This is a genomic window from Bacillota bacterium, assembly GCA_012842395.1.
Taxonomy (GTDB): domain Bacteria; phylum Bacillota; class SHA-98; order UBA4971; family UBA4971; genus UBA6256.
On record DUSX01000002.1, the window covers coordinates 164,413 to 183,170 of the forward strand.

General features: G+C 63.4%; 17 protein-coding genes. All 17 read left to right on the plus strand.

The features are described 5' to 3' along the window. Positions 1-153 precede the first annotated feature (153 nt). Positions 154-1,467 (plus strand): radical SAM protein, encoded by a 1,314-nt coding sequence (locus tag GX515_00970; protein ID HHY31584.1) that lies wholly within the window; start codon positions 154-156, stop codon positions 1,465-1,467. Between the two features lie 13 nt (positions 1,468-1,480). Beyond that, on the plus strand, positions 1,481-2,566 hold the full coding sequence (locus GX515_00975) for a flippase-like domain-containing protein (GenBank protein HHY31585.1): 1,086 nt from the start codon (positions 1,481-1,483) through the stop codon (positions 2,564-2,566). 14 nt (positions 2,567-2,580) lie between these two features. Further along, the gene (locus tag GX515_00980) at positions 2,581-3,987 is read left to right on the plus strand and encodes an MFS transporter (GenBank protein HHY31586.1); all 1,407 of its coding nucleotides are present in this window, start codon (positions 2,581-2,583) and stop codon (positions 3,985-3,987) included. Positions 3,988-3,992: 5 nt separating this feature from the next. After that, positions 3,993-4,319 carry a hypothetical protein gene (locus tag GX515_00985; GenBank protein ID HHY31587.1) on the plus strand — a complete coding sequence of 109 codons (327 nt, stop codon included), beginning with the start codon at positions 3,993-3,995 and terminating at the stop codon, positions 4,317-4,319. 294 nt (positions 4,320-4,613) lie between these two features. Then, entirely contained in the window at positions 4,614-6,497 is a 1,884-nt protein-coding gene (locus GX515_00990) for an adenylate/guanylate cyclase domain-containing protein (GenBank protein ID HHY31588.1), read from the plus strand. A gap of 167 nt (positions 6,498-6,664) precedes the next feature. Further along, positions 6,665-7,498 carry a FecR domain-containing protein gene (locus tag GX515_00995; protein HHY31589.1) on the plus strand — a complete coding sequence of 278 codons (834 nt, stop codon included), beginning with the start codon at positions 6,665-6,667 and terminating at the stop codon, positions 7,496-7,498. A gap of 11 nt (positions 7,499-7,509) precedes the next feature. Next, positions 7,510-8,262, plus strand: a complete 753-nt coding sequence (locus GX515_01000) for a Crp/Fnr family transcriptional regulator (protein ID HHY31590.1) — start codon at positions 7,510-7,512, stop codon at positions 8,260-8,262. Positions 8,263-8,537: 275 nt separating this feature from the next. After that, positions 8,538-9,059 (plus strand): methylated-DNA--[protein]-cysteine S-methyltransferase, encoded by a 522-nt coding sequence (locus tag GX515_01005; protein HHY31591.1) that lies wholly within the window; start codon positions 8,538-8,540, stop codon positions 9,057-9,059. A gap of 340 nt (positions 9,060-9,399) precedes the next feature. Continuing rightward, the gene (locus GX515_01010) at positions 9,400-9,861 is read left to right on the plus strand and encodes a CtsR family transcriptional regulator (protein HHY31592.1); all 462 of its coding nucleotides are present in this window, start codon (positions 9,400-9,402) and stop codon (positions 9,859-9,861) included. A gap of 350 nt (positions 9,862-10,211) precedes the next feature. Then, complete coding sequence (locus GX515_01015; GenBank protein ID HHY31593.1) at positions 10,212-10,736, plus strand: hypothetical protein; 525 nt, start codon at positions 10,212-10,214, stop codon at positions 10,734-10,736. A 15-nt stretch (positions 10,737-10,751) separates the two neighbouring features. After that, positions 10,752-11,819: a protein arginine kinase gene (locus GX515_01020; protein ID HHY31594.1), complete on the plus strand. Its 1,068-nt coding sequence runs from the start codon at positions 10,752-10,754 to the stop codon at positions 11,817-11,819. An 8-nt stretch (positions 11,820-11,827) separates the two neighbouring features. Continuing rightward, positions 11,828-14,269, plus strand: a complete 2,442-nt coding sequence (locus tag GX515_01025; protein ID HHY31595.1) for an ATP-dependent Clp protease ATP-binding subunit — start codon at positions 11,828-11,830, stop codon at positions 14,267-14,269. 374 nt (positions 14,270-14,643) lie between these two features. Next, entirely contained in the window at positions 14,644-15,249 is a 606-nt protein-coding gene (locus GX515_01030) for a sigma-70 family RNA polymerase sigma factor (GenBank protein HHY31596.1), read from the plus strand. A 38-nt stretch (positions 15,250-15,287) separates the two neighbouring features. Continuing rightward, the gene (locus GX515_01035; GenBank protein HHY31597.1) at positions 15,288-15,734 is read left to right on the plus strand and encodes a hypothetical protein; all 447 of its coding nucleotides are present in this window, start codon (positions 15,288-15,290) and stop codon (positions 15,732-15,734) included. A gap of 109 nt (positions 15,735-15,843) precedes the next feature. Next, positions 15,844-17,025 (plus strand): signal peptidase I, encoded by a 1,182-nt coding sequence (gene lepB, locus GX515_01040; protein ID HHY31598.1) that lies wholly within the window; start codon positions 15,844-15,846, stop codon positions 17,023-17,025. Positions 17,026-17,214: 189 nt separating this feature from the next. After that, the gene (locus GX515_01045; GenBank protein ID HHY31599.1) at positions 17,215-17,610 is read left to right on the plus strand and encodes a DUF1893 domain-containing protein; all 396 of its coding nucleotides are present in this window, start codon (positions 17,215-17,217) and stop codon (positions 17,608-17,610) included. Positions 17,611-17,629: 19 nt separating this feature from the next. Next, positions 17,630-18,676, plus strand: coding sequence for a lipoate--protein ligase family protein (locus tag GX515_01050; protein HHY31600.1), 1,047 nt, complete (start codon positions 17,630-17,632; stop codon positions 18,674-18,676). The last annotated feature ends 82 nt before the right edge of the window (positions 18,677-18,758 follow it).

Below are 18,758 nucleotides of genomic sequence, written 5' to 3' on the forward strand. Positions count from 1 at the left end.
TAACGAATAGACACGATTCAGACGTATCGACACGAGCTCCTTGCGGGGAGTGCGCCGGGAAGGTATAATTGTTCCGCGAGATCAGCCTGGTGACCGCGCTGTCTGGTGGGAGTGCAGCTCGGTCGCTTGGGCGAAGGCCGAGGACGTGCACTAATGATTCGGGCTTTGTACGCGGACGATCACGGCGCCATGTTTGAGGAAGGAAGCCTGGCGGCTTTCGGTCGCTCCTGGGACGAGATATGGGAGGTCCGGGAGGGCGACATGATCCCCCTCCCTCGCGGCTCCTCTCTCGTGATGCTTCCCGGGCGCCAGGCTGTCGGCATGAGGCCGGGCGACGGCGACGCACTCGCCATATGGCTAGAGACCGATAGGCGGGGGCGGCGCGAAACGGAGGCACCAGGGTGGGCGGTGGGGGCGCTCCTACCAGCCGGGTTCACGCGAACCCTCCTTCCGGCATATGTGGTCGACCGGCGCCGCGAAATGCGAGCCCTTCCTCTTTACGGATATACCGCGGTGGGAATGAAACAAGGGAGGCCGTACGTCGCCGCACTGAGGACCGACGAGCCCTTCAGGTGGCACCCTGCGAATTACAACGCCCCTGAGCTGCCGTCGCTCATAGAGGCGATGTTGAAGGAGCATCCAACCAATAGGATCCTGCGCCAGCTCGCGAAGTGTTCGACGGAATATCGATGCTTCACGGCGCAGAACGTCTTCTACCGCCGGTGGGAGGCGGGGATCCCCGTATCGCCGGCGTGCACGGCGTCGTGCCTGGGGTGTATCTCGCTACAGCCCGCGGGATGCTGCCCTTCCCCGCAGAGTCGCATCGACTTCGTTCCTACGCTTGACGAGATAGTCGAGATAGGCTTGCCACACCTTCGTGAAGCGCCACACGCCATCGTAAGCTTCGGACAGGGATGTGAAGGCGAGCCCCTGCTTCAGGCCGACCTCATTGCCCGGTCCATCATGCGGATGAGGGCGGAGGTGCAGGATAGAGGCCTCATAAACGCGAATACCAACGCGGGCCTCGTGGACGCCGTCGACAAAGTCTGCGCGGCGGGTCTCGACAGCATGAGGGTGAGCATCATCAGCGCGAGGCACGAGATATACAACGCGTACCACCGCCCGTGCGGGTACGGGCTGGACGACGTCCGAAGGTCGCTTGCCATCGCGAAGGAGAGAGGGGTTTTCGTGTCTTTGAACCTCCTCGTGTTTCCCGGCCTGACCGACCGGGAGGAGGAGCTGGACGCCTTGTGTGCTCTGGTTGAGAACGTCCACGTAGACATGGTACAGCTTCGCAACCTGAACATCGACCCCGACGTGCTGACGGCAACGCTCCCCGGCCCCAGGGGGCGTGTGCTCGGGATCGACGCTTTCGTCGAAGAACTCCGCGCTAGGTGTCCGGGACTTCGGATCGGCAGCTTTACGCCGTCGCGTGAAGAGATCTCGTCCTCGACTATACGTGGATGAAGGGCGGACCGACGTGGCTGAGCCGAAAACACCCAGAAGCACGAAAAGCCTCGTCCGCGGGGCCGCTGGCGCGGTCCTCGCCAGCGCGTTCGCCATTTTCGTCATCATGCGTCTCACGGGAGGCCGCGAGGGATGGGCGAGCCTCTTCCGCGTGGATCCCGTGTCCCTAGGCGTTGCAGGTTCGCTGGTAGCGGCCGGATGGGTCCTTGAGGCCGTGCGCATAGAAATGCTCGTAAGGGCGCTCGGGGGCAGACTCGGGTTCATGAGCGCCCTGCGGATAGCTCTTGCAGGGGCGTTCGTTGCGTGCGTCACACCGTTTGACACGGGAGGGGAGCCGCTCCAGGTGTACCTGCTCCACCGGCAGGGCATCGGAGCAGGCGAATCCACCGCGGTTGTGGCGGTCAAAACGATAGTGAGCTCCCTTGCGAGGCTTGGCCTGGCGCTCGTCTTTCCAGTGTGGTACATCGTGGGGCGCAGGTCTTGGGACCTTCCCGGGCGGCTTGAGGCTGCGCTCTTTGTCGGACTGGTTCTCTATGTCCTCGTCCTGGCGCTGATAGGGTTCTTTGCCCTTTATCCGGAATCTGTGGGGGCGGTCCTGCGGCGTGTCCTCCGCAATAGACGCGTCAGCAAGATCATCCCGGCCCATGCGGCAGATTCATTCCTCGAGAAGCTGAAGGCAGAGGTTGCCGGCTTTCGGGCCGCTTCTAGGACGTTCGTCCGGGAGCGCAGACCTGCGCTCGTGGCCGTTTCGGCGCTGAGCCTTCTCAGCTGGGCAATGGCGTTCTTCATCCCGGTGCTCCTCCTTCGTGGCCTTGGCGTTGACCCGCCCTTCGCCCAAACCATGGGCATCGCCGGCATATTCTACCTTGCCGCCGCATATGCGCCGACGCCGGGGTCTAGCGGGGCAGCCGAAGCAAGCTTGGCGGTGCTCTTCGGGGCGATAGTGCCGTTCAGACTCCTTGGCGTCTTCGTGCTTCTTTGGAGAGGCCTCACCTACTATCTGACGCTCCTGGTCGGGGCCGTGGCGGTCGCCGCGAGTTATCTGCACGGCGGAACGCGCCGGAGCAATGGCGATGGAAGAAGGAAATCTCCTGGTTGAAGGTGTAAGTCGTCATGTCCATTGATAAAGGCCTCACATTCAGCGGGCCTGCCGCAACAGGCGAGCGGCAGGAGGCAAGCGGGCGTTTGCGCACGGTGCGGCTAAGGTCGCGCCGGCGGACGCTCGGGCGTCCGGCGAGGCCCACAAGCACGATACGCCACAATTTCATATACACGACCCTTGAGGGAATGGCGACCAACACTGCCTTCGGCCTCGTCAACCCCTTCCTTGGAGTCTACGCCATCGCCCTGGGGGCATCGAGCCTGCTTGTGGCCCTGCTCACGGCCGTCCCGGCACTCGCCAACGCGCTGGTCTTCCTTCCCGCTGCAAGCCTGGTTGAAAGGCGTAAGGCTCGTCTCCCGGTGGTTCTCCTGTGGGCGGGTTTACACAGGCTGCTTTACGTTGCCCTGGCCCTTGTCCCGTTTCTGCCCGTGCTCCAGACGGGCAAAGCTGCCGTGCTCGTGGCCATAGTCACTTTGATGTCGGTGCCCGGTGCCATCTCCGGTGTGGCCTGGACCGCGATGGTTGGCGACATGTTTCCCGAGAACCGACGGGGCGAGGTGTTCGGGCTCAGGAACATGTACATCGGGCTCACGAGCGTTCTCGGGACGCTTGCGGCCGGATATCTCTTGGATAGTGTGGATTTCCCGGCCAACTACCTGCTGCTCTTCATGACCGCCGCGTGCTTCGGTGGCCTCGGGATTGCTTTCATGTCGAGGATGCGGGAGGTGGCTCCGCCCGAGAAGCCGGGGCAGGAAGCGAGCCAAGGCCTCATATCCAGAGTAAGGGACCTTCTCACCGATAAGGAATACGGCCACAAGTTCAAATTCTTCTCACTGAGCTGCTTCATGCTTTGGTTCGGGTTCGGGTTCACTGCCGCGATGTGGCCCATATACCACGTCGAAGTCCTGTCCCTTTCCAATGCCACGATCGGTGCGTTTGCGACGCTCGCGGGGATCGCCACGGTCGTGGGCTCAGTATACTGGGGAAAAGTCGTGTCCCGCCGGGGCAACAGGATCGTCCTGCTCATCTGCATGGCGGGGATGGCGCTCTTCCCCGCGGCCTACATGCTTTCGCGGTCGGTGTCGTACCTTTATGGGATGCAGCTCATATCGGGGTTCTGCATGGGCGGCATCAACCTTGCCGTGTTCAATCTAGCTCTTGCGTACGCCAAACCCGGCAGAAGCGCAAGCGCGGTCGCGGTCTTCAACATGTTGATAAACGTGGCGACCTTCGTTGCGCCGTTCCTCGGCGACGCGTTCTACCGGATGTTCGGGATTCAGCTCACGTTCTACGCGGGCACGTGTGTCCGCCTGGTATCGCTGCTGCTTCTTTCCAGAATCATGGATCGGCCGGCTCGCGTGATACCGCCCGTACAATGGGTCCGCCGCAGGCGCGTGGCCATCTCGAAGGAGGGGTGAGGGGAATGAAGCTGGTCTTCGCCATCGTGAAGGACAGCGATGCCTCGGCTCTGCTCGACGCCTTTGCGGAAAGGCACATAGGCGCGACTCGGCTGGCGTCGACAGGTGGATTCCTGCGCGAAGGCAACACCACGTTCTTGATAGGCGTGGAAGACCACAGGGTCCAGGAGGTTATCAGCGTTATCACGAAATGTTGCCCGAGGCGAATCGAGGCGGCCCCTCAGTTCACGCCTGGGACGGGTCAGATGCCGTTCGGCGGACTCCCGGTGCAGGTGGAGGCGGGAGGGGCCATAGTGTTTGTCACCACCGTTGAGAGTTTCATTCGCGTGTAGGTGGTGGGGTTGCGAAGACGGTCCCGGCTCTCGGCAAGGGTCGCATGCGATTGCACGATGGGTGCCAAAACCGGCCACTGGCCGCCCGGGCCGGGGCTGGGTTTTGCGAGGCGCCCGCCCGGGGCGCCGCATCCGAATGCAAGCCCGTCAATCCGATAAACTGCCGAAACAGGGCCGAGGACCAACGCACCCTTGCCCAGACGGGCGCGCGTCCGTCTGGGCAGGAGGTGCCGGCCCGGTGTGAAATGCCCCATGGTGGAGGACCGCAGGGCAGCGTTGTAGAAGAATAGACACATGAAACGCACGTTTGCACGCCGCGAAGCTGGCAGCGGGCCCCACGGCAAGACCCGCGAATTCAAGACGATAGTGGCCGGGCTCCTCATAGCGGTGGCGGTCATCTGCCTGGACGGCACAGGTGCGGGCGAGCGCGCCGGGCTTGCCGCGTACGATCTGTGCCACAGAATGGCACCCGGGCCGTTTCCGACGCGGCGCATCGTCATCGTGGGCATCGACGACGATTCTCTTGCGCACCTCGGACCGTGGCCGTGGCCGAGGTCTTACCACGCTAGGCTCATTGAGATTCTCACCCGCGAGAAGGCAGGCGTCATAGGGTTCGACGTGATGATGCCTGACGCGTCCGGCGATGCCGCGGCCGATAACGCCCTCGCTAGGGCCGCCGCGGCCTCAGGTTTAGTCGTTTTCCCCTTCTACGCGGAGAACAAGGTGCTTCCGCGCGGGTCCCACGTCTTCTATGTGGCCGGTGCCAGGAAACCGCCGTATCCGGCGCTTGAGCGCGCGTCCGTAAGTGGTAGCGTTGTCGCGGTGCCGGACGCGGACGGGGTGCTGCGCCGTCACGTTCCCGTCGTGTTGGACGGGGGGACGCCGCGCTACTCGATGGACGTGGAGGTTGTCAGGGTATTCCTGGGGCTTCCGCGTTCGGCTGTTTCGCTTGAGGACGGCGGGCTTCGGCTGGGCGAGCTGAGGGTGCCAATGGATTCCACGGGCCGCGTGCTCATTCGGTACTCCTCTGGGTCACCCGTGGGCCCGAAGTTCGAGACGCTTCCCTACTACAAGGTGATCAGCGGCGAGTTCCCGCCGGGCGAGTTCGCGGGCAAGATCGTGCTTGTGGGCGTAACCGCACATGGCCTTCATGACTTCTACTTCACGCCCCTTGCCACGGCAGGAAGCCCGGTTGCTGGGGTGGAGATACACGCCAATGTGGTGCAGGCGCTCCTCGACGGGCTCATCGTGCGTGAGCCTGCGAGGTGGCTCGCGTGCGCACTGCTCCTCGCGTTTTCAGTCGCGGCCGCGTTAGGGCTGGCGAGGCTTCGGCCGCGGGCGGCCTGCGTTGCAGCCTTCCTGGCAGTGGCCTGCATTGCCTGCCTTAGCTTGACCCTTTTCGCACGGGCGAGCATCTGGGCCAACCCCGTGCCGGTCATGGTGGTCCTTGCCGTCGTGTTGGCGCGCCACATCGTAGTCTCGTATGCGCGCACCGAAGCCGAGCGGGACAGGACGAGGACGACGCTCGGACGGTATCTATCACCAGCCGTGGTCGAGGAGGTCCTCAAAGCCCCTGGGAGAGTCGCCCTCGGAGGGAGGCGGCTCGACGTCACTGTCATGTTCGCGGACATCCGGGGCTTCACGTCGTTCGCCGAGGGAAGGGACCCCGAGCATGTCGTGGAAGTGCTGAACGCCTGCCTCTCAATGATGGTGGAGGCCGTCTTCAGAGAAGGCGGCATGCTCGACAAATTCACAGGGGATGGTGTCATGGCCGTGTTCGGCGCGCCGGTTCCACGGGAGGACCACGCTCTCCGGGCGGCTAGGGCTGCGCTTGCTATCAGCAGGACCTGTGGGTGGGGGCCCACCGGCGGCGGTGTCGCGGCCGCCCACGACGCTGGCGGCGCCGGGGTCAACGACGTCAAACTCAGCGTGGGCGTGGGGATGGCCTCGGGAGAGGCACTGGTCGGCAACATCGGGACCCTTGCGCGCATGGACTACACGGCCATCGGCGACGTTGTGAACATTGCAGCGCGGCTCGAAGGCATGGCCGGCCCGGGCCAAGTGCTTGTGTGCGGCCGGACTTACCAGGCCATACAGGGCCTGGTCGAGGCCCGCAGGGTGGGGTCGGTCGAGGTGAAGGGCAGGTCGTTGCCTGTGGAAGTGTATGAGCTCTTCTGACGCGTTCGAGCGAGAATGGTGGTATCTGGGCCTGTTCTGTGACGGCCGTCACCGAAACGCCGCGCACACCAGGTAAACTAGAAATGGGAGCTTGTGCTCATCTCCTCTGCCCGCGGCGCTCGCGCCGCGCCTGGTGTAGGAGGGGCCGGGAGGCAAGGTGAAGGAATATGGCGCAGCGCAGCAGTCCTGGCACACAGCCGAGCCTCTTTGCGCGCCTTGTGCGCCGGAGGCGTCGGGTTCGCTCGTATCTCGCGTTGCTTGCGATCATGATTCTCTATGTCGTGCTCTGCGTCATGCCCGGCGGACACGGACGCGGTGGCGGAGCATGGGCGCAGCCCGTCGCCACAGGCGTGATCGCGACGGTTGCGACGGTTGAGGGAACGTGCACGCGTCTTCCCGCAAGATCTGCAGAGTGGGTCGAAACAAGGGCAGGGGGCCTGATCTACGGCGGCGACCGGCTGAAGTGCGGGCCTGACTCCTGGGCCGTCATCGACCTCGTTGACGGCGGCTCTGTCACGCTCGGTCCTGGCTGCGAGGTTCAGTTCGACTCGCTCCTGTACGTGCGCCTGTTCATCGGCAGGCTGTGGGCAAGAATACAGCCGGTTGCGCCCGGCGGGACTGACTTTCGCGTGGAGACTCCTAGCGCGGTGGTGGGCGTCCGAGGTACGCATTTCACTGTCTGGGTGAGCGACGAATACGCAACCACTGTCTCCGTCGAGTCGGGAGTGGTGGAGGTGCTCGGAGCGGGGCAAGCGGTTCTGGTTCCAGAGGGGTACGCTACCCGGGTGAGACGAGGCCAGGCTCCCGAGGAGCCGGGGCCCATGGGCGATGACGAAAAGCGGGCGTGGGCGGAGAGACGGGGCAGGCTCAAGGGACAGACCGGCAGCGATGGGGACAGTGGGTACGACAGTGGTGACAAGAAGGGTGGCAAGCAAGACGTTCACAACGGAAAGGCTCCGGGTCCTCCGGATGACCGTCCCGGCGGCGGGGGCAAGGGGTAAAGTGTGACTGCTTGAGAGAAGGCTCGATTGATGGGAGACGCATTGGCTCCGACCGGGGGTGGTGTGAGCTGAGACAGAACCCTGAGCCCGAGCAGATCCTCAGGACTGTACCGCTTTTCAGCCGCCTGGACCACGCGAGCCTCGAGAAACTCTCGGGGATCGCGTGCAAGCGGCGTTACGGGCGCGGTAGCCACATCTTCCTCGAGGGCGACCCTGGCGGTTTTCTTTTGATCATCGCCGAAGGGCAAGTCAAAATCCACAAAGTCTCCGAAGACGGACGCGAGAAGACCCTTGCCATCCTGGAGGCCGGGGATTTCTTCGGCGAGATGAGCGTCTTCGACGGCGCTCCGAGGTCGGCGTCTGCCCAGGCTCTATCCGACTGCGAGGTGCTCATCATCGACCGCGAGCCGTTTCTCGCCCTCCTGAAAACCACGCCCGGACTCGCGGCCGACGTAGCGCTCGCCCTCGTGGAGCGATTGCGCAGGACGAACGACGACCTAGAACGCCTCGCATTCCGGGACGCGCGCGGGAAGGTTGTCGAGGCACTGCTTCAGCTTGCGGAAGCCCATGGCGAGAGGGTGGCCTGCGGCCTGCGTCTCAAGGTGAAGCTGACCCACCAGGAGCTTGCGAATTACGCCGGCGTGACGCGGGAGACGGTTACAAGGGTCCTCGCCGAGCTTGGGGAAGCTGGGCTCGTGACGGTCGATCGCGGGAGACGACTCGTCATTCGCGACGAAGAGGCGTTGCGTGAAGTCCTGCTATGACGATCCTTTGACTGAGTGAAGGTGCGTTAGTCTTTGCCTTATTTCCAGCAGCTGCCGGGTTGCCGGTGATTGCGCGAGAGGTGTCGAGACCTGGCCATTGGCCTGACGCGCCGGGTTTTGCGAAGAGACCCCGCTTGGTGCGCCGTCCGCGAGGGCAACACTAGCAACCCCCGGCCCAATAATCAGAAGCGTTTTCGGCTCCCCACTTAGAGGCATAACGGGTGTCCCGAGGAGGTCTTTTGGCGGTGGCTGTTTCACTGTCGGCATACGGGCACGTGGACCGGGTTTTCCTCTCCGCATTGGAGTCCCCCGTCGGGACTCTCCGGCTTGCCTCGACCTCAGGGGGTCTGGTGAAGGTGAGCCTCCCGGCCGAAGGCGAGAACGGGTTCCTGGCATGGCTGGCGCTCCGGTTCCCCGGCGCGGACCTCGTTTGCTCAAGCGACGAGAATGGCGAGTTTCATCGGCAGCTCGAAGAGTACTTTCAGGGTTCCCGGACGGCCTTCGACTGCCGGGTCAAGGTCGCCGGGAGCGCGTTCACCAGGCAGGTCCTGGAAGAGACTAGAAGGATCCCGTTTGGCGGCACGGCCTCTTACGGTGAAGTTGCGGCCGCCATAGGTCAACCGCTTGCGGCGAGGGCGGTTGGCAGAGCTCTCGCGGCCAACCCACTTCCCATAATCATCCCCTGCCACCGGGTGATCGGGAAAGGCGGATCGCTCGTGGGGTTCGGCGGGGGCCTTGTCTTGAAAGGGTGGCTCCTTGCTCACGAGCGCAGGGTGCTGTATGGGCAGCCCACATAGCACGTCTGGGTCAGGGAACGTCTTGCCACCCCCCTGCCGTGCGAGCGGAGTCGAGCAAGGCCATGGGTCGCCTTGCGGCGACCCGCGCCTCCATATTGTCTGTGGGCGTGTTGACGCGCGCGAGCGAACAGTGGCGCGATATATAGTGAAAGTGCAAGCTCGCCCCGCGAGTCCGGCGATCGCGGCCGCACACGGCGCATCGCGCCGGTTATTCCATGATGCATCTTTTAGAAGGCTTGGTGCTATAATATGGTCGAAAGGTCAGGAAAGGTCAAAGTGGTTCCTGGCAATACCAAATCGTAGATGCCGCGATATCGCAGGACATCGGGAAGGGAAATCCGTGGGCAACCTCGCAGACTACATTGAGAGCTACCTGAAACGGCTCCTCGAAAACGCCGAGCAGGGCATGATAGAGCTGCAAAGGCGCGAGCTTGCGGAGATGTTCAAATGCGTGCCTTCACAGATCAACTACGTGCTGACGACGAGGTTTACGCCTGATAGGGGTTACATCGTGGAGACCCGCAGAGGGGGTGGCGGTTACATCCGCATAGTCCGGCTGTCCTTTCGACCGAGCCAAGACCTGAGGTCTCTCATTGAGGCGGAGATTGGGGACGAGATCACGGAGAGGCGGGCTGACGCGCTGCTGCTCCGGCTCGAGGACGAGGGGCTGCTCGATGAGGGCGATCGCGCATTTGTGAAGGCCGTCATCGAGCGTGAGACGGGAAGGCTGCACCCGAGCTACCGCGGTATGGTACGGGCGAGCCTTCTGAGAGCCATGGTGATGTCGTTGCTGCGCGAGTAAGGTGTGAGCACGCCCGTAAGTCACGGCGGGGAAATGCTCCCGGCTTTCGGGCGGGGCTGCCGGTCGTTGCACGAGGTGTGTCAGAATCCAGCCGCTTGCGGTGCGGGCGGGATTCTGGCGGAGCGCTTCCCGGTTGAGGCGCTGTCCCTGGATGCGGCACGGGCGACCCTGCACGTGACGGGAACAGTCCGTCGATGGACGTAGCTTCGTCGACGCAACCTTACTTGGGGCCGCGGGCGTTGTGCGGGAATGGCGCGAGAGATGGCGAAGAGATGACGAGAGCCACGCGAGAAACTCGTGGCGCCATACTTAGACACATAGACACATACGGAATGTGGGGGGTGTGAGCGATGGTATGCGACGAATGCGGAAAGAGACCCGCGAACGTTCACCTAACCAAGATAATCAACGGTGTGAAGACCGAGTCGCACCTTTGTGAGCAGTGCGCGCGTGAGAAGGGCGAGCTCGACTTCTTCTCCGAGCCCAAGTTCTCGTTTCCAAGCCTTCTCGCAGGGCTGCTCCAATATGACCCCGGCTTCACGGCGCCGCTCACCATACCGGGCGGCGTGACAAGCCGCTGCCGGAGTTGCGGCCTGGACTTCTCAGAGTTCCGGAACACCGGGTTCCTCGGATGTCCCGACTGCTACGAGGAATTCCGCGGGAGGCTGGAGCCGCTTCTGAGGCGCGTCCACGGCAGCGTGCGCCATACTGGGAAGGTTCCTGGAAAGACGGGCGCGACAGCGGGCAAGAGGCGGGAGATCGAGGAGCTGCGTGCCGAGCTTGCGAGATTGGTGGCGAAGGAGCAGTACGAGGAGGCCGCGAAGGTCCGGGACAGGATCCGCGCTCTTGAGAAGGATCTCGCGGGCGAGTCGTGAGAGGAGGGTGCCGACGTGTCTCTTGAGGACATAATAGACAAGACGACCAGCGCTTGGATGCAGGCCGACGCGCCGTCCGCCGACGTGGTTTTGAGCTCTCGAGTGAGGCTCGCCCGGGATCTCGCGGGCATACCCTTTCCGCACCGGGCGTCAGAAGCGGACCTAGCGAGGGTGGCGGACCAGGTTCAGCGGGCGATTAGGACCACGAAGGAGCTCTCAGACCTCGTTGTGATCCGCCTGGCGGAGACGCCCGCACTTGACCGACAGATCCTCGTCGAGAAGCATCTCATCAGCCCGCAGCACGCGCAGGGCGCGAGACACCGGCTCGTGGCGATTCGTCCAGACGAGACCGTGAGCGTGATGGTGAACGAGGAAGACCACCTTCGCATCCAGGCCCTTCTCCCGGGGCTGCAGCTCGAGGAGGCCCTCAAGCTTGCGAGCCAGGTTGACGACCTGTTCGAGACCAAGCTGGATTACGCCTTCGACGAGAAGCTGGGCTATATCACGGCGTGCCCCACAAATGTGGGCACGGGGCTGCGCGCATCGGTCATGGTGCACCTGCCCGCCCTGGCCGCTACAGGCCAAGTCGGTCGTGTGCTGGCCACCGTTTCCAACGTGGGCATCGCCGTCAGGGGACTATATGGCGAGGGGTCCGAGGCCACGGGCAATGTGTTCCAGCTTTCGAACCAGGTGACCCTGGGTCGCTCCGAGGACGAGCTCGTGGACAACCTCGTGGGCGTGACCAAACAGATCATCGGCCAGGAGCGGAGCGTGCGCGAGAAACTGGTGCGTGACAGGAGAGACCAACTTGAAGACAAGGTGAATCGCGCCTACGGGCTCCTGTCTCACGCCCGGCTCATAACATCCCAGGAGGCGTTGGGGCTCTTGTCGGACGTACGGCTCGGCGTCGAGGCTGGGCTCCTCCCCGGCGTCGACGCGAAGACCCTGAACGAGCTCATGGTCATCACGCAGCCCGCATACCTCCAGAGGATAATGGGGAAGGAGCTCGGGCCCCACGAGAGAGACGTGCGACGGGCCGCGCTGATAAGAGAGAAGATAAAGGCGAGGAAGGAAGGTAGATAAACATGATGATGTTTGGAGGGCTTACCGAGAGGGCGCAGCGAGTCCTTCAGCTCTCGCAGGAAGAGGCGAGAAGGCTCGGCCACGACGTCGTCGGAACCGAACATCTCCTGCTCGGCCTCGTCGGTGAGGGACAGGGCATCGCCGCCCGCGCGCTGCAGAATCTTGGCATAAACCTGGACAACGTGCGCCAGGCTGTCGAGAGCATGGTCGGCCGTGGCGACCCGGACCGGGTGCGCATGTTGACGCTCACGCCTCGCGCCAAGAAGGTACTGGAGCTTGCCATGGCTGAGGCGAGGCAGCTTGGCCAGGGCTACATCGGCACGGAGCACATCCTTCTTGGGCTCATCCGGGAGGGCGAGGGCGTGGCCGCTCAAGTGCTCACGAGCCTCGGCGCTGACCTCGAGAAGGTGCGCAAAGAGGTCGTGAGTCTGCTCGGTGAGGCCCCAGGTGCGGCTGTCAAGGGCAAGAAGGCGCACAAGACGCCCACCCTGGACCAGTTCGGCCGCGACCTCACCGCTATGGCCGAGGAGGGCAAGCTTGATCCGGTCATAGGACGCGCCAAGGAGATCGAACGGGTGATCCAGGTCCTGAGCCGCAGGACCAAGAACAACCCAGTGCTCATAGGCGATCCGGGTGTTGGCAAGACCGCCATCGTCGAGGGGCTCGCCCAGAACGTGGCGCGGGGCGACGTGCCGGAGGTGCTTCGCGGGAAGCGCGTCATCGCCCTCGATATGGGGTCGATAGTGGCAGGCACGAAGTTCAGGGGCGAATTCGAGGAACGCCTCAAGCGCATAGTGGACGAGATCAGGGCTTCCGGCGATGTGGTGCTCTTCATAGATGAGATGCACACGATAGTGGGGGCAGGCGCGGCCGAGGGGGCGATCGACGCTGCCAATATCCTCAAGCCCGCGCTTGCCAGGGGTGAACTCCAGTGCATCGGCGCGACGACCATTGACGAGTACCGCAAGTACGTTGAGAAAGACGCCGCGCTGGAGCGGCGGTTCCAGCCCATCATGGTCGGCGAGCCGACCGTGGATGAGACTATCGCTATCTTGGAGGGGCTGCGCGACAGGTATGAGGCCCACCACCGGGTGAAGATCACCGATGAGGCGCTCCGCGCCGCGGCGCGTCTGGCTGACAGGTATATCACTGACAGGTTCCTGCCGGACAAGGCCATCGATCTTGTGGACGAAGCGTCGTCGAAGGTCCGGCTCGCGACGACCATCGAACCGCCCGACATCAAGAAGCTCGAGGACGAGTTCAACAGGATAAGGACGGAGAAGGAGGCTGCCATCAAGAACGAGGAGTTCGAGAAGGCGGCGGCCCTCAGGGACAAGGAGCAAAAGATCAAGGAAGAGATCGACGCGAAAAAGAACGAGTGGCAGAGCAAGCGCGGCATGGCCGAGGCCACCGTCACCGCGGAGGACATCGCCCAGGTTGTGTCGTCGTGGACTGGAATCCCCGTGGCACAGCTTGCTGAGGAGGAAACCCAGCGGCTGCTCAAGCTGGAGGAGACCCTCCACAAGCGGGTCATAGGCCAGGACGAGCCGGTCGAGGCCCTTGCCAGGGCCATCCGGAGGGCGCGCGCAGGGCTCAAGGACCCGAGGCGCCCGATCGGGTCGTTCATCTTCCTCGGGCCGACGGGTGTTGGCAAGACCGAGCTTGCGAGAGCGCTCGCCGAGGCCTTGTTTGGCGACGAGGACGCAATGATAGCGTTCGACATGTCCGAGTACATGGAGAGACATACGGTGTCGAGGCTCATAGGCGCGCCTCCTGGCTACGTCGGCTACGAGGAAGCTGGCCAGCTCACGGAGAGAGTGCGAAGGCGGCCGTACTCGGTGGTCCTGTTCGACGAGATCGAGAAGGCGCACCCGGACGTGTTCAACGTCCTGCTGCAGGTGCTCGAGGAAGGTAGGCTCACGGATGGCAAGGGACGGACTGTGGACTTCCGAAACACGGTCATAATAATGACCTCTAACGTGGGCGCGAACCTTATCGACCGGGAGTCCCGGCTGGGGTTCACCGCCCGTGAGGATGAGGAATACAGCTACGAGCAGATGAAGGAAAAGATCACGTCGGAGCTGCGACGGACTTTCAGGCCGGAGTTCCTCAACAGGGTGGACGAGATCATCGTGTTCCGTGCGCTTACCCCCGAGCAGATCAGGCGGATCGTCGATCTCCAGCTCAAGGACGTGGAGGCGAGGCTCAAGGATCACGACATCCATCTGGAAGTGACGGATGAAGCCAAGGACCTCCTTGCGAAAGAGGGGTTCAGCAAGGAATTCGGAGCGCGTCCGCTCAGGAGGACCATCGAGCGCATGATCGAGAACAGGCTCTCCGAGGAGCTCCTCCAAGGCCGCATCAAGGATGGCGACACGGTGCGAGTCTCGGTTGTGGACGGGACCATCGCCGTGCAGCGCAAGGAAAGAGAGGCCGTGCGTCAGGCATAGCGCAGGCGCAGGCGTCACTCGCCGGCCCGACGGGCGCGACCAGCGCAGCCTCGCCGCCCCGCGACTCGCGGAGGTCGCGCGTCATCCCATGACGGAAAGTAAAGAGCCCCGGGCGCGGACGCCACGGCGCCCGGAAAGTTCGGTGGGCTGCGGGCAATCCTGAGCAACGAAAACGGCCGAGCAGGGACTCGTCTCAAGAGGCGACGCCTTGCTCGGCCGATTCATGCTTTTGGGTGAAGGGGATCCGTCGTCGCGCGGCGAACCCTGCCACAAGCCTATTCCATTGAAGAATCTCCGCGCCACAGCGTCTGATCATACGAGACCTCAAGAACGTGCGGGTGCGGCGCGGGGCAGGGATGAGGAGGGTCGCGGGGGTGGTGACGCCCGACGATGCCCTCATAGAACGGTGTCGCGCCGGGGAGCAAGCGGCATTCGAGGAAATGGTTGCGATTTACCACCGGCGAGTGTGGAGCATCGCATATCAGATGAGCGGTGACCCTGACGACGCGGACGATATCACTCAAGAGACGTTCGTCAGGGTTTACCGGGCCATTGGCAAGTTTCGAGAGAGGTCATCGTTCACCACGTGGCTCCATCGGATCACGTTGAACCTGTGCACCGACTTCCTAAGGCGGCGTCGACGCCACTACGACACCATATCGCTTGACCTCGTCGACGCCGAAGGGTGCGGTGAAGTGAGGCAAACGCCGGTTGCCGCCGGCAGCCCTGCCGGAACCCACAATCCCTCGGCAAGTCCGCTGCGGGAGGCAGAGACCGCGGAACTCCGGGCGAAGCTGCGAGAAGCCATACTCTCTTTGCCGGAGCACTACCGTGCGGTGATAGTGCTGCGAGACATCGAAGGCATGTCGTACCGGGAGATTGCGTCCGTGCTCGCCTGCCCAGAAGGAACCGTCATGTCGAGGCTTTTCTACGCGAAGAGAGCGCTGCGGGAAAAGCTGCGCGGCTATGTAGAGGAATGATGTGCGTGGGACGAGTTCGCCGACAGAGGAACCGGCCGTTGAGCTGTCGTGACCTTCGTTGGAAGGTGCTTATGTACGCGGAGGGGACACTTGAAGGGCCGGAGCGCGGGGCGGTGGAGGCTCACCTCGAGGCGTGCGAAAGCTGCAGAACCACGGCGGGGCACATGCGCGACGTCACCAACGCGCTCACCGTGCTGCGCGACGAGCCTGCGACCCAGCTCGACCCCGTGAGGCTCGCGCTGATCGCGCGGCGAGAGGTTGCCCGGAGACGCGGCGTCCGTGGCCTGGCCCTCCAGGTGGGCTCGAGGATGGATGCCTTGGTTGGCCCGGTGCTGGACCACCCCACCGAAACCCTCCTGACCTCGGGGGCGGTGATGTGGCTCGCGACTTTGAACGTGGCCGAAGTCTCTGGTCTTGAGAAGTTCGTGGTGAAAGCCGCGCTATTCGTGCTCGATCACTTGAGGCTACCGGGCTGCGCGCGATGAAACCGCGCTCACCCCGCACGCGGTGTTTCATGCGGGACGCGAGCACGAGTGCCCGCGAGCCTGACGCGGGCGGTTCGAACTCGCGGCTGGGGGAGGAGGCGTTGGCAGGATGAGGGGCGCCTGGGTTTGGCTGAGCGGGCTCGTTGCACGTCCTGGGGTCTTCTTCCAGGACGTCAAGGCGGGCGCGCCAGTCTGGCCATCCTTCGCCATCATGACGTTCATGTGTTGGGGCACCGGCATGTACCTCTCGGAGTCTCTGTGGCCCAGCATGCCATGGTTGCCTGCGCACGTCCTTGCAGGCGCGGTCCTGGCTGCCCTCATCGCGGCGGCGTCCCTCGCCGTGATTCACATCATCGCTCGAGCGCTGGGTGGACGCGGTGACATGCGCAGCCTTTCCGCGCTATGGGGATACACTTACATACCTGAGATCGCGACCGGCCTTCTGATGGCGCTCGTGCTGAGGTTAGCTGTGTTCGGGAGGCAGGTCAACGGTGGTGGGAGCGGCATAGGTCTCGGATGGCTTGTCGGGATTGCGATCTTGGCACTAGTCGTCGCCATATGGTCGCTCGTGCTGCGCCTGCAGGCCCTCAGAGCAGTGTACGCGCGCAGCGTGCTGATATGCCTACTGATACTGATCCTGTCCGATGCGGCGACGGATGTGGCGGGCTGGATCCCGCAGCTTGCCGTGAGGGCCGTGCTCGTGCCGATGGAGCCGACCTCGACCGGAGTCATGGATCCGATGGATCCGCGGGTCGCCCGCGACATCCGGACGATCCTCGAGAAGGAGATGTCGCTCGTCCCGGCATCCGGAGAAGAGGCCGAAGCCGGGATGAGCATGCATATACCCGTTAACGCTAGAGCATACCCTCCCAAGAGAGGCGATGCCGTCGTTTTCTGCCGCGACGAGCACACACGTCGCGACCTCAAGCGACGCATAGACATCGGGATACCTACGAGGCACGGCATTGGTGGGAGCACGTCTCAGCTCGTCGCGGACGTCGCGGTGGCCCGGGTGGTCGGTCTTGAGGGAGAGGTAATTGAAGTGAGGGCCGGCCGAGTGCTCGTGAACGGCCGGGCCCTGGACGAACCTTACGTGAAAGTCCCCGGCAACCTTGCCACCTCGCCCACACTGGTCCCGGAAGGGTCATTCTTCCTGTTGGGGGACAACAGGTCGCTCGATCCCGGAGCGTATGGAGGAGGGATAGTTCGAGCAGAGAAAATCCTCGGGAGGGTGCTCCGTACCTGGGCCGACGTCATGGTCCCGCTTTCTCGACTTCTCGTGTTTGGCTGAGGCGCCATTTGCGCGGATATCCTCTCGGGCTATCCTCAGAGATGTCCGATGTATGATAGAATTGGTTCGTGAGAAGGTGCAGGCTGCGGGCCACCTTTCTCACGGACCTTTTTTAACGGGAGTGCTGATGTTGTGAATCACGCCTGTTGTCCCCCGGGGATCCGGTCAGACGTCGAGGTGGCACGCGAGATGGTTCTTAAGAGAGGTCTCGGCCTCGTGGCGGTGAAGGATGGCGAGGTTGTCATAGGGTCACGGGAGCGCGGCGTCCGCCCCCTGGTCGAGGCGGTCCTCCGCGCGGGCGAGAGGTTGAGAGGTGCAGTCGTGGGGGATCGAGTGGTCGGGCGGGCCTCAGCGATGTTGTGCGTCTACACCGGTGTCGGCGCGGTGTACACACCGCTTGCGTCGGAGGGTGCCCTCCGCGAGCTCGCGCTGGCTGGCATCCCCGCGATCGCGGACAGCACCGCCCCGGCGATCCTTAACAGGGACGGCACTGACAGGTGTCCGTTCGAGAAGATGACGGACGGGCTCCGCACACCCGCGGAGGTCGTGGAGGCGCTGAAGGCGTTTTTCCAGACGCGTACGTGAGTCGGGGAGGTGCGCGGGGGTGCGATTGTACCGACTGGGGAAGCTCGGCGGGCAGCAATCGATGCTCGTGTTCCACGCTCTTGCAAGGATGGGCCGGGAAGGCCTCATACTCGTGTCGCCAGCGGAGCCGATCGTGAGCATAGGCTATTTCCAAGACGCCCGAAAGGTGGCGGACCTAGACTACTGTAAGGCCCGAGGTATCTCGGTGATGCGGCGCGAGATCGGCGGCGGCACGACGTACCTCGATGAGAATCAGATCTTCTTTCAACTGGTCTTGAGACGGGACAACGCGGCCTTCCCGAGGCAGATCGCAGCCCTATACCAGCTTGTAGCCGGGCCCTGCGTAGATACCTACCGGGACCTTGGCGTGGACGCCGTCTTCCGCCCCGTCAACGATGTGGTCACGAGGGAGGGGCGCAAGCTTTCCGGCCTGGGTGGGGCAGACATCGGAGAGTGCATGGTATTTGTGGGAAACATAATCCTAGACTTCGATTACGCTGCCATGGCGAGGATTCTGAAGGTGCCCAGCGAGAAGTTCCGCGACAAGGTTCACAAATCCCTCGAGGACAACCTCACCACCCTGCTCCGGGAGACTGGGAAAAGGCCACCGCGCAAGCAGGTTGAAGATCTCCTCGCGAGACACTTCTCAGAGCGAGTGGGACAGCTCGAAGAGGCCCCGGTTGAAACCGAGGTTCTCAAGGCTGCGCGGGCTCTGGAGAGGGAGTTCATGTCAGATGAATTTCTCTTCAAGAAGGGCAGGGCCCGCGAAGGCCAAGTAAAGATCGCCGAAGGAGCCTGTGTTCTGGAACGAAACCACAAGGCTCCCGGGGGGCTCATCACGGTCACGTGCGCGATCTCGAACCATACCATACGAGACATGTCCATTTCCGGTGATTTCACGTTTTACCCGAGAGAACGGTTGAACGACCTCGAAGAAGCGCTCGTGGGAGTGAAACATGAGGCCGCCGAGGTCGAGCGGGCCGTCCGCCGTTTCTACGAGGAATTCCACATTGACTCGCCGGGCGTTGCCCCTGCCGATTTCGCCGAAGCTATCTGCGGCGGGTGAGAGGGGCCAACCTGCCAGCCGAGCGTGGGTGCGCCGGGGAAGGCTGCCGCCGTGAAGAGTCGGGCCCGCGGCCTGCGGCATG

What these genes read in the sequence shown, in the direction of transcription:
- GX515_00970 (HHY31584.1), top strand. Translation starts at nt 154, where the DNA reads ATGATTCGGGCTTTGTACGCGGACGATCACGGCGCCATGTTTGAGGAA.
- GX515_00980 (HHY31586.1), top strand. Translation starts at nt 2,581, where the DNA reads ATGTCCATTGATAAAGGCCTCACATTCAGCGGGCCTGCCGCAACAGGC.
- GX515_00985 (HHY31587.1), top strand. Translation starts at nt 3,993, where the DNA reads ATGAAGCTGGTCTTCGCCATCGTGAAGGACAGCGATGCCTCGGCTCTG.
- GX515_00990 (HHY31588.1), top strand. Translation starts at nt 4,614, where the DNA reads ATGAAACGCACGTTTGCACGCCGCGAAGCTGGCAGCGGGCCCCACGGC.
- GX515_00995 (HHY31589.1), top strand. Translation starts at nt 6,665, where the DNA reads ATGGCGCAGCGCAGCAGTCCTGGCACACAGCCGAGCCTCTTTGCGCGC.
- GX515_01015 (HHY31593.1), top strand. Translation starts at nt 10,212, where the DNA reads ATGGTATGCGACGAATGCGGAAAGAGACCCGCGAACGTTCACCTAACC.
- GX515_01025 (HHY31595.1), top strand. Translation starts at nt 11,828, where the DNA reads ATGTTTGGAGGGCTTACCGAGAGGGCGCAGCGAGTCCTTCAGCTCTCG.
- lepB (HHY31598.1), top strand. Translation starts at nt 15,844, where the DNA reads ATGAGGGGCGCCTGGGTTTGGCTGAGCGGGCTCGTTGCACGTCCTGGG.
- GX515_01045 (HHY31599.1), top strand. Translation starts at nt 17,215, where the DNA reads ATGGTTCTTAAGAGAGGTCTCGGCCTCGTGGCGGTGAAGGATGGCGAG.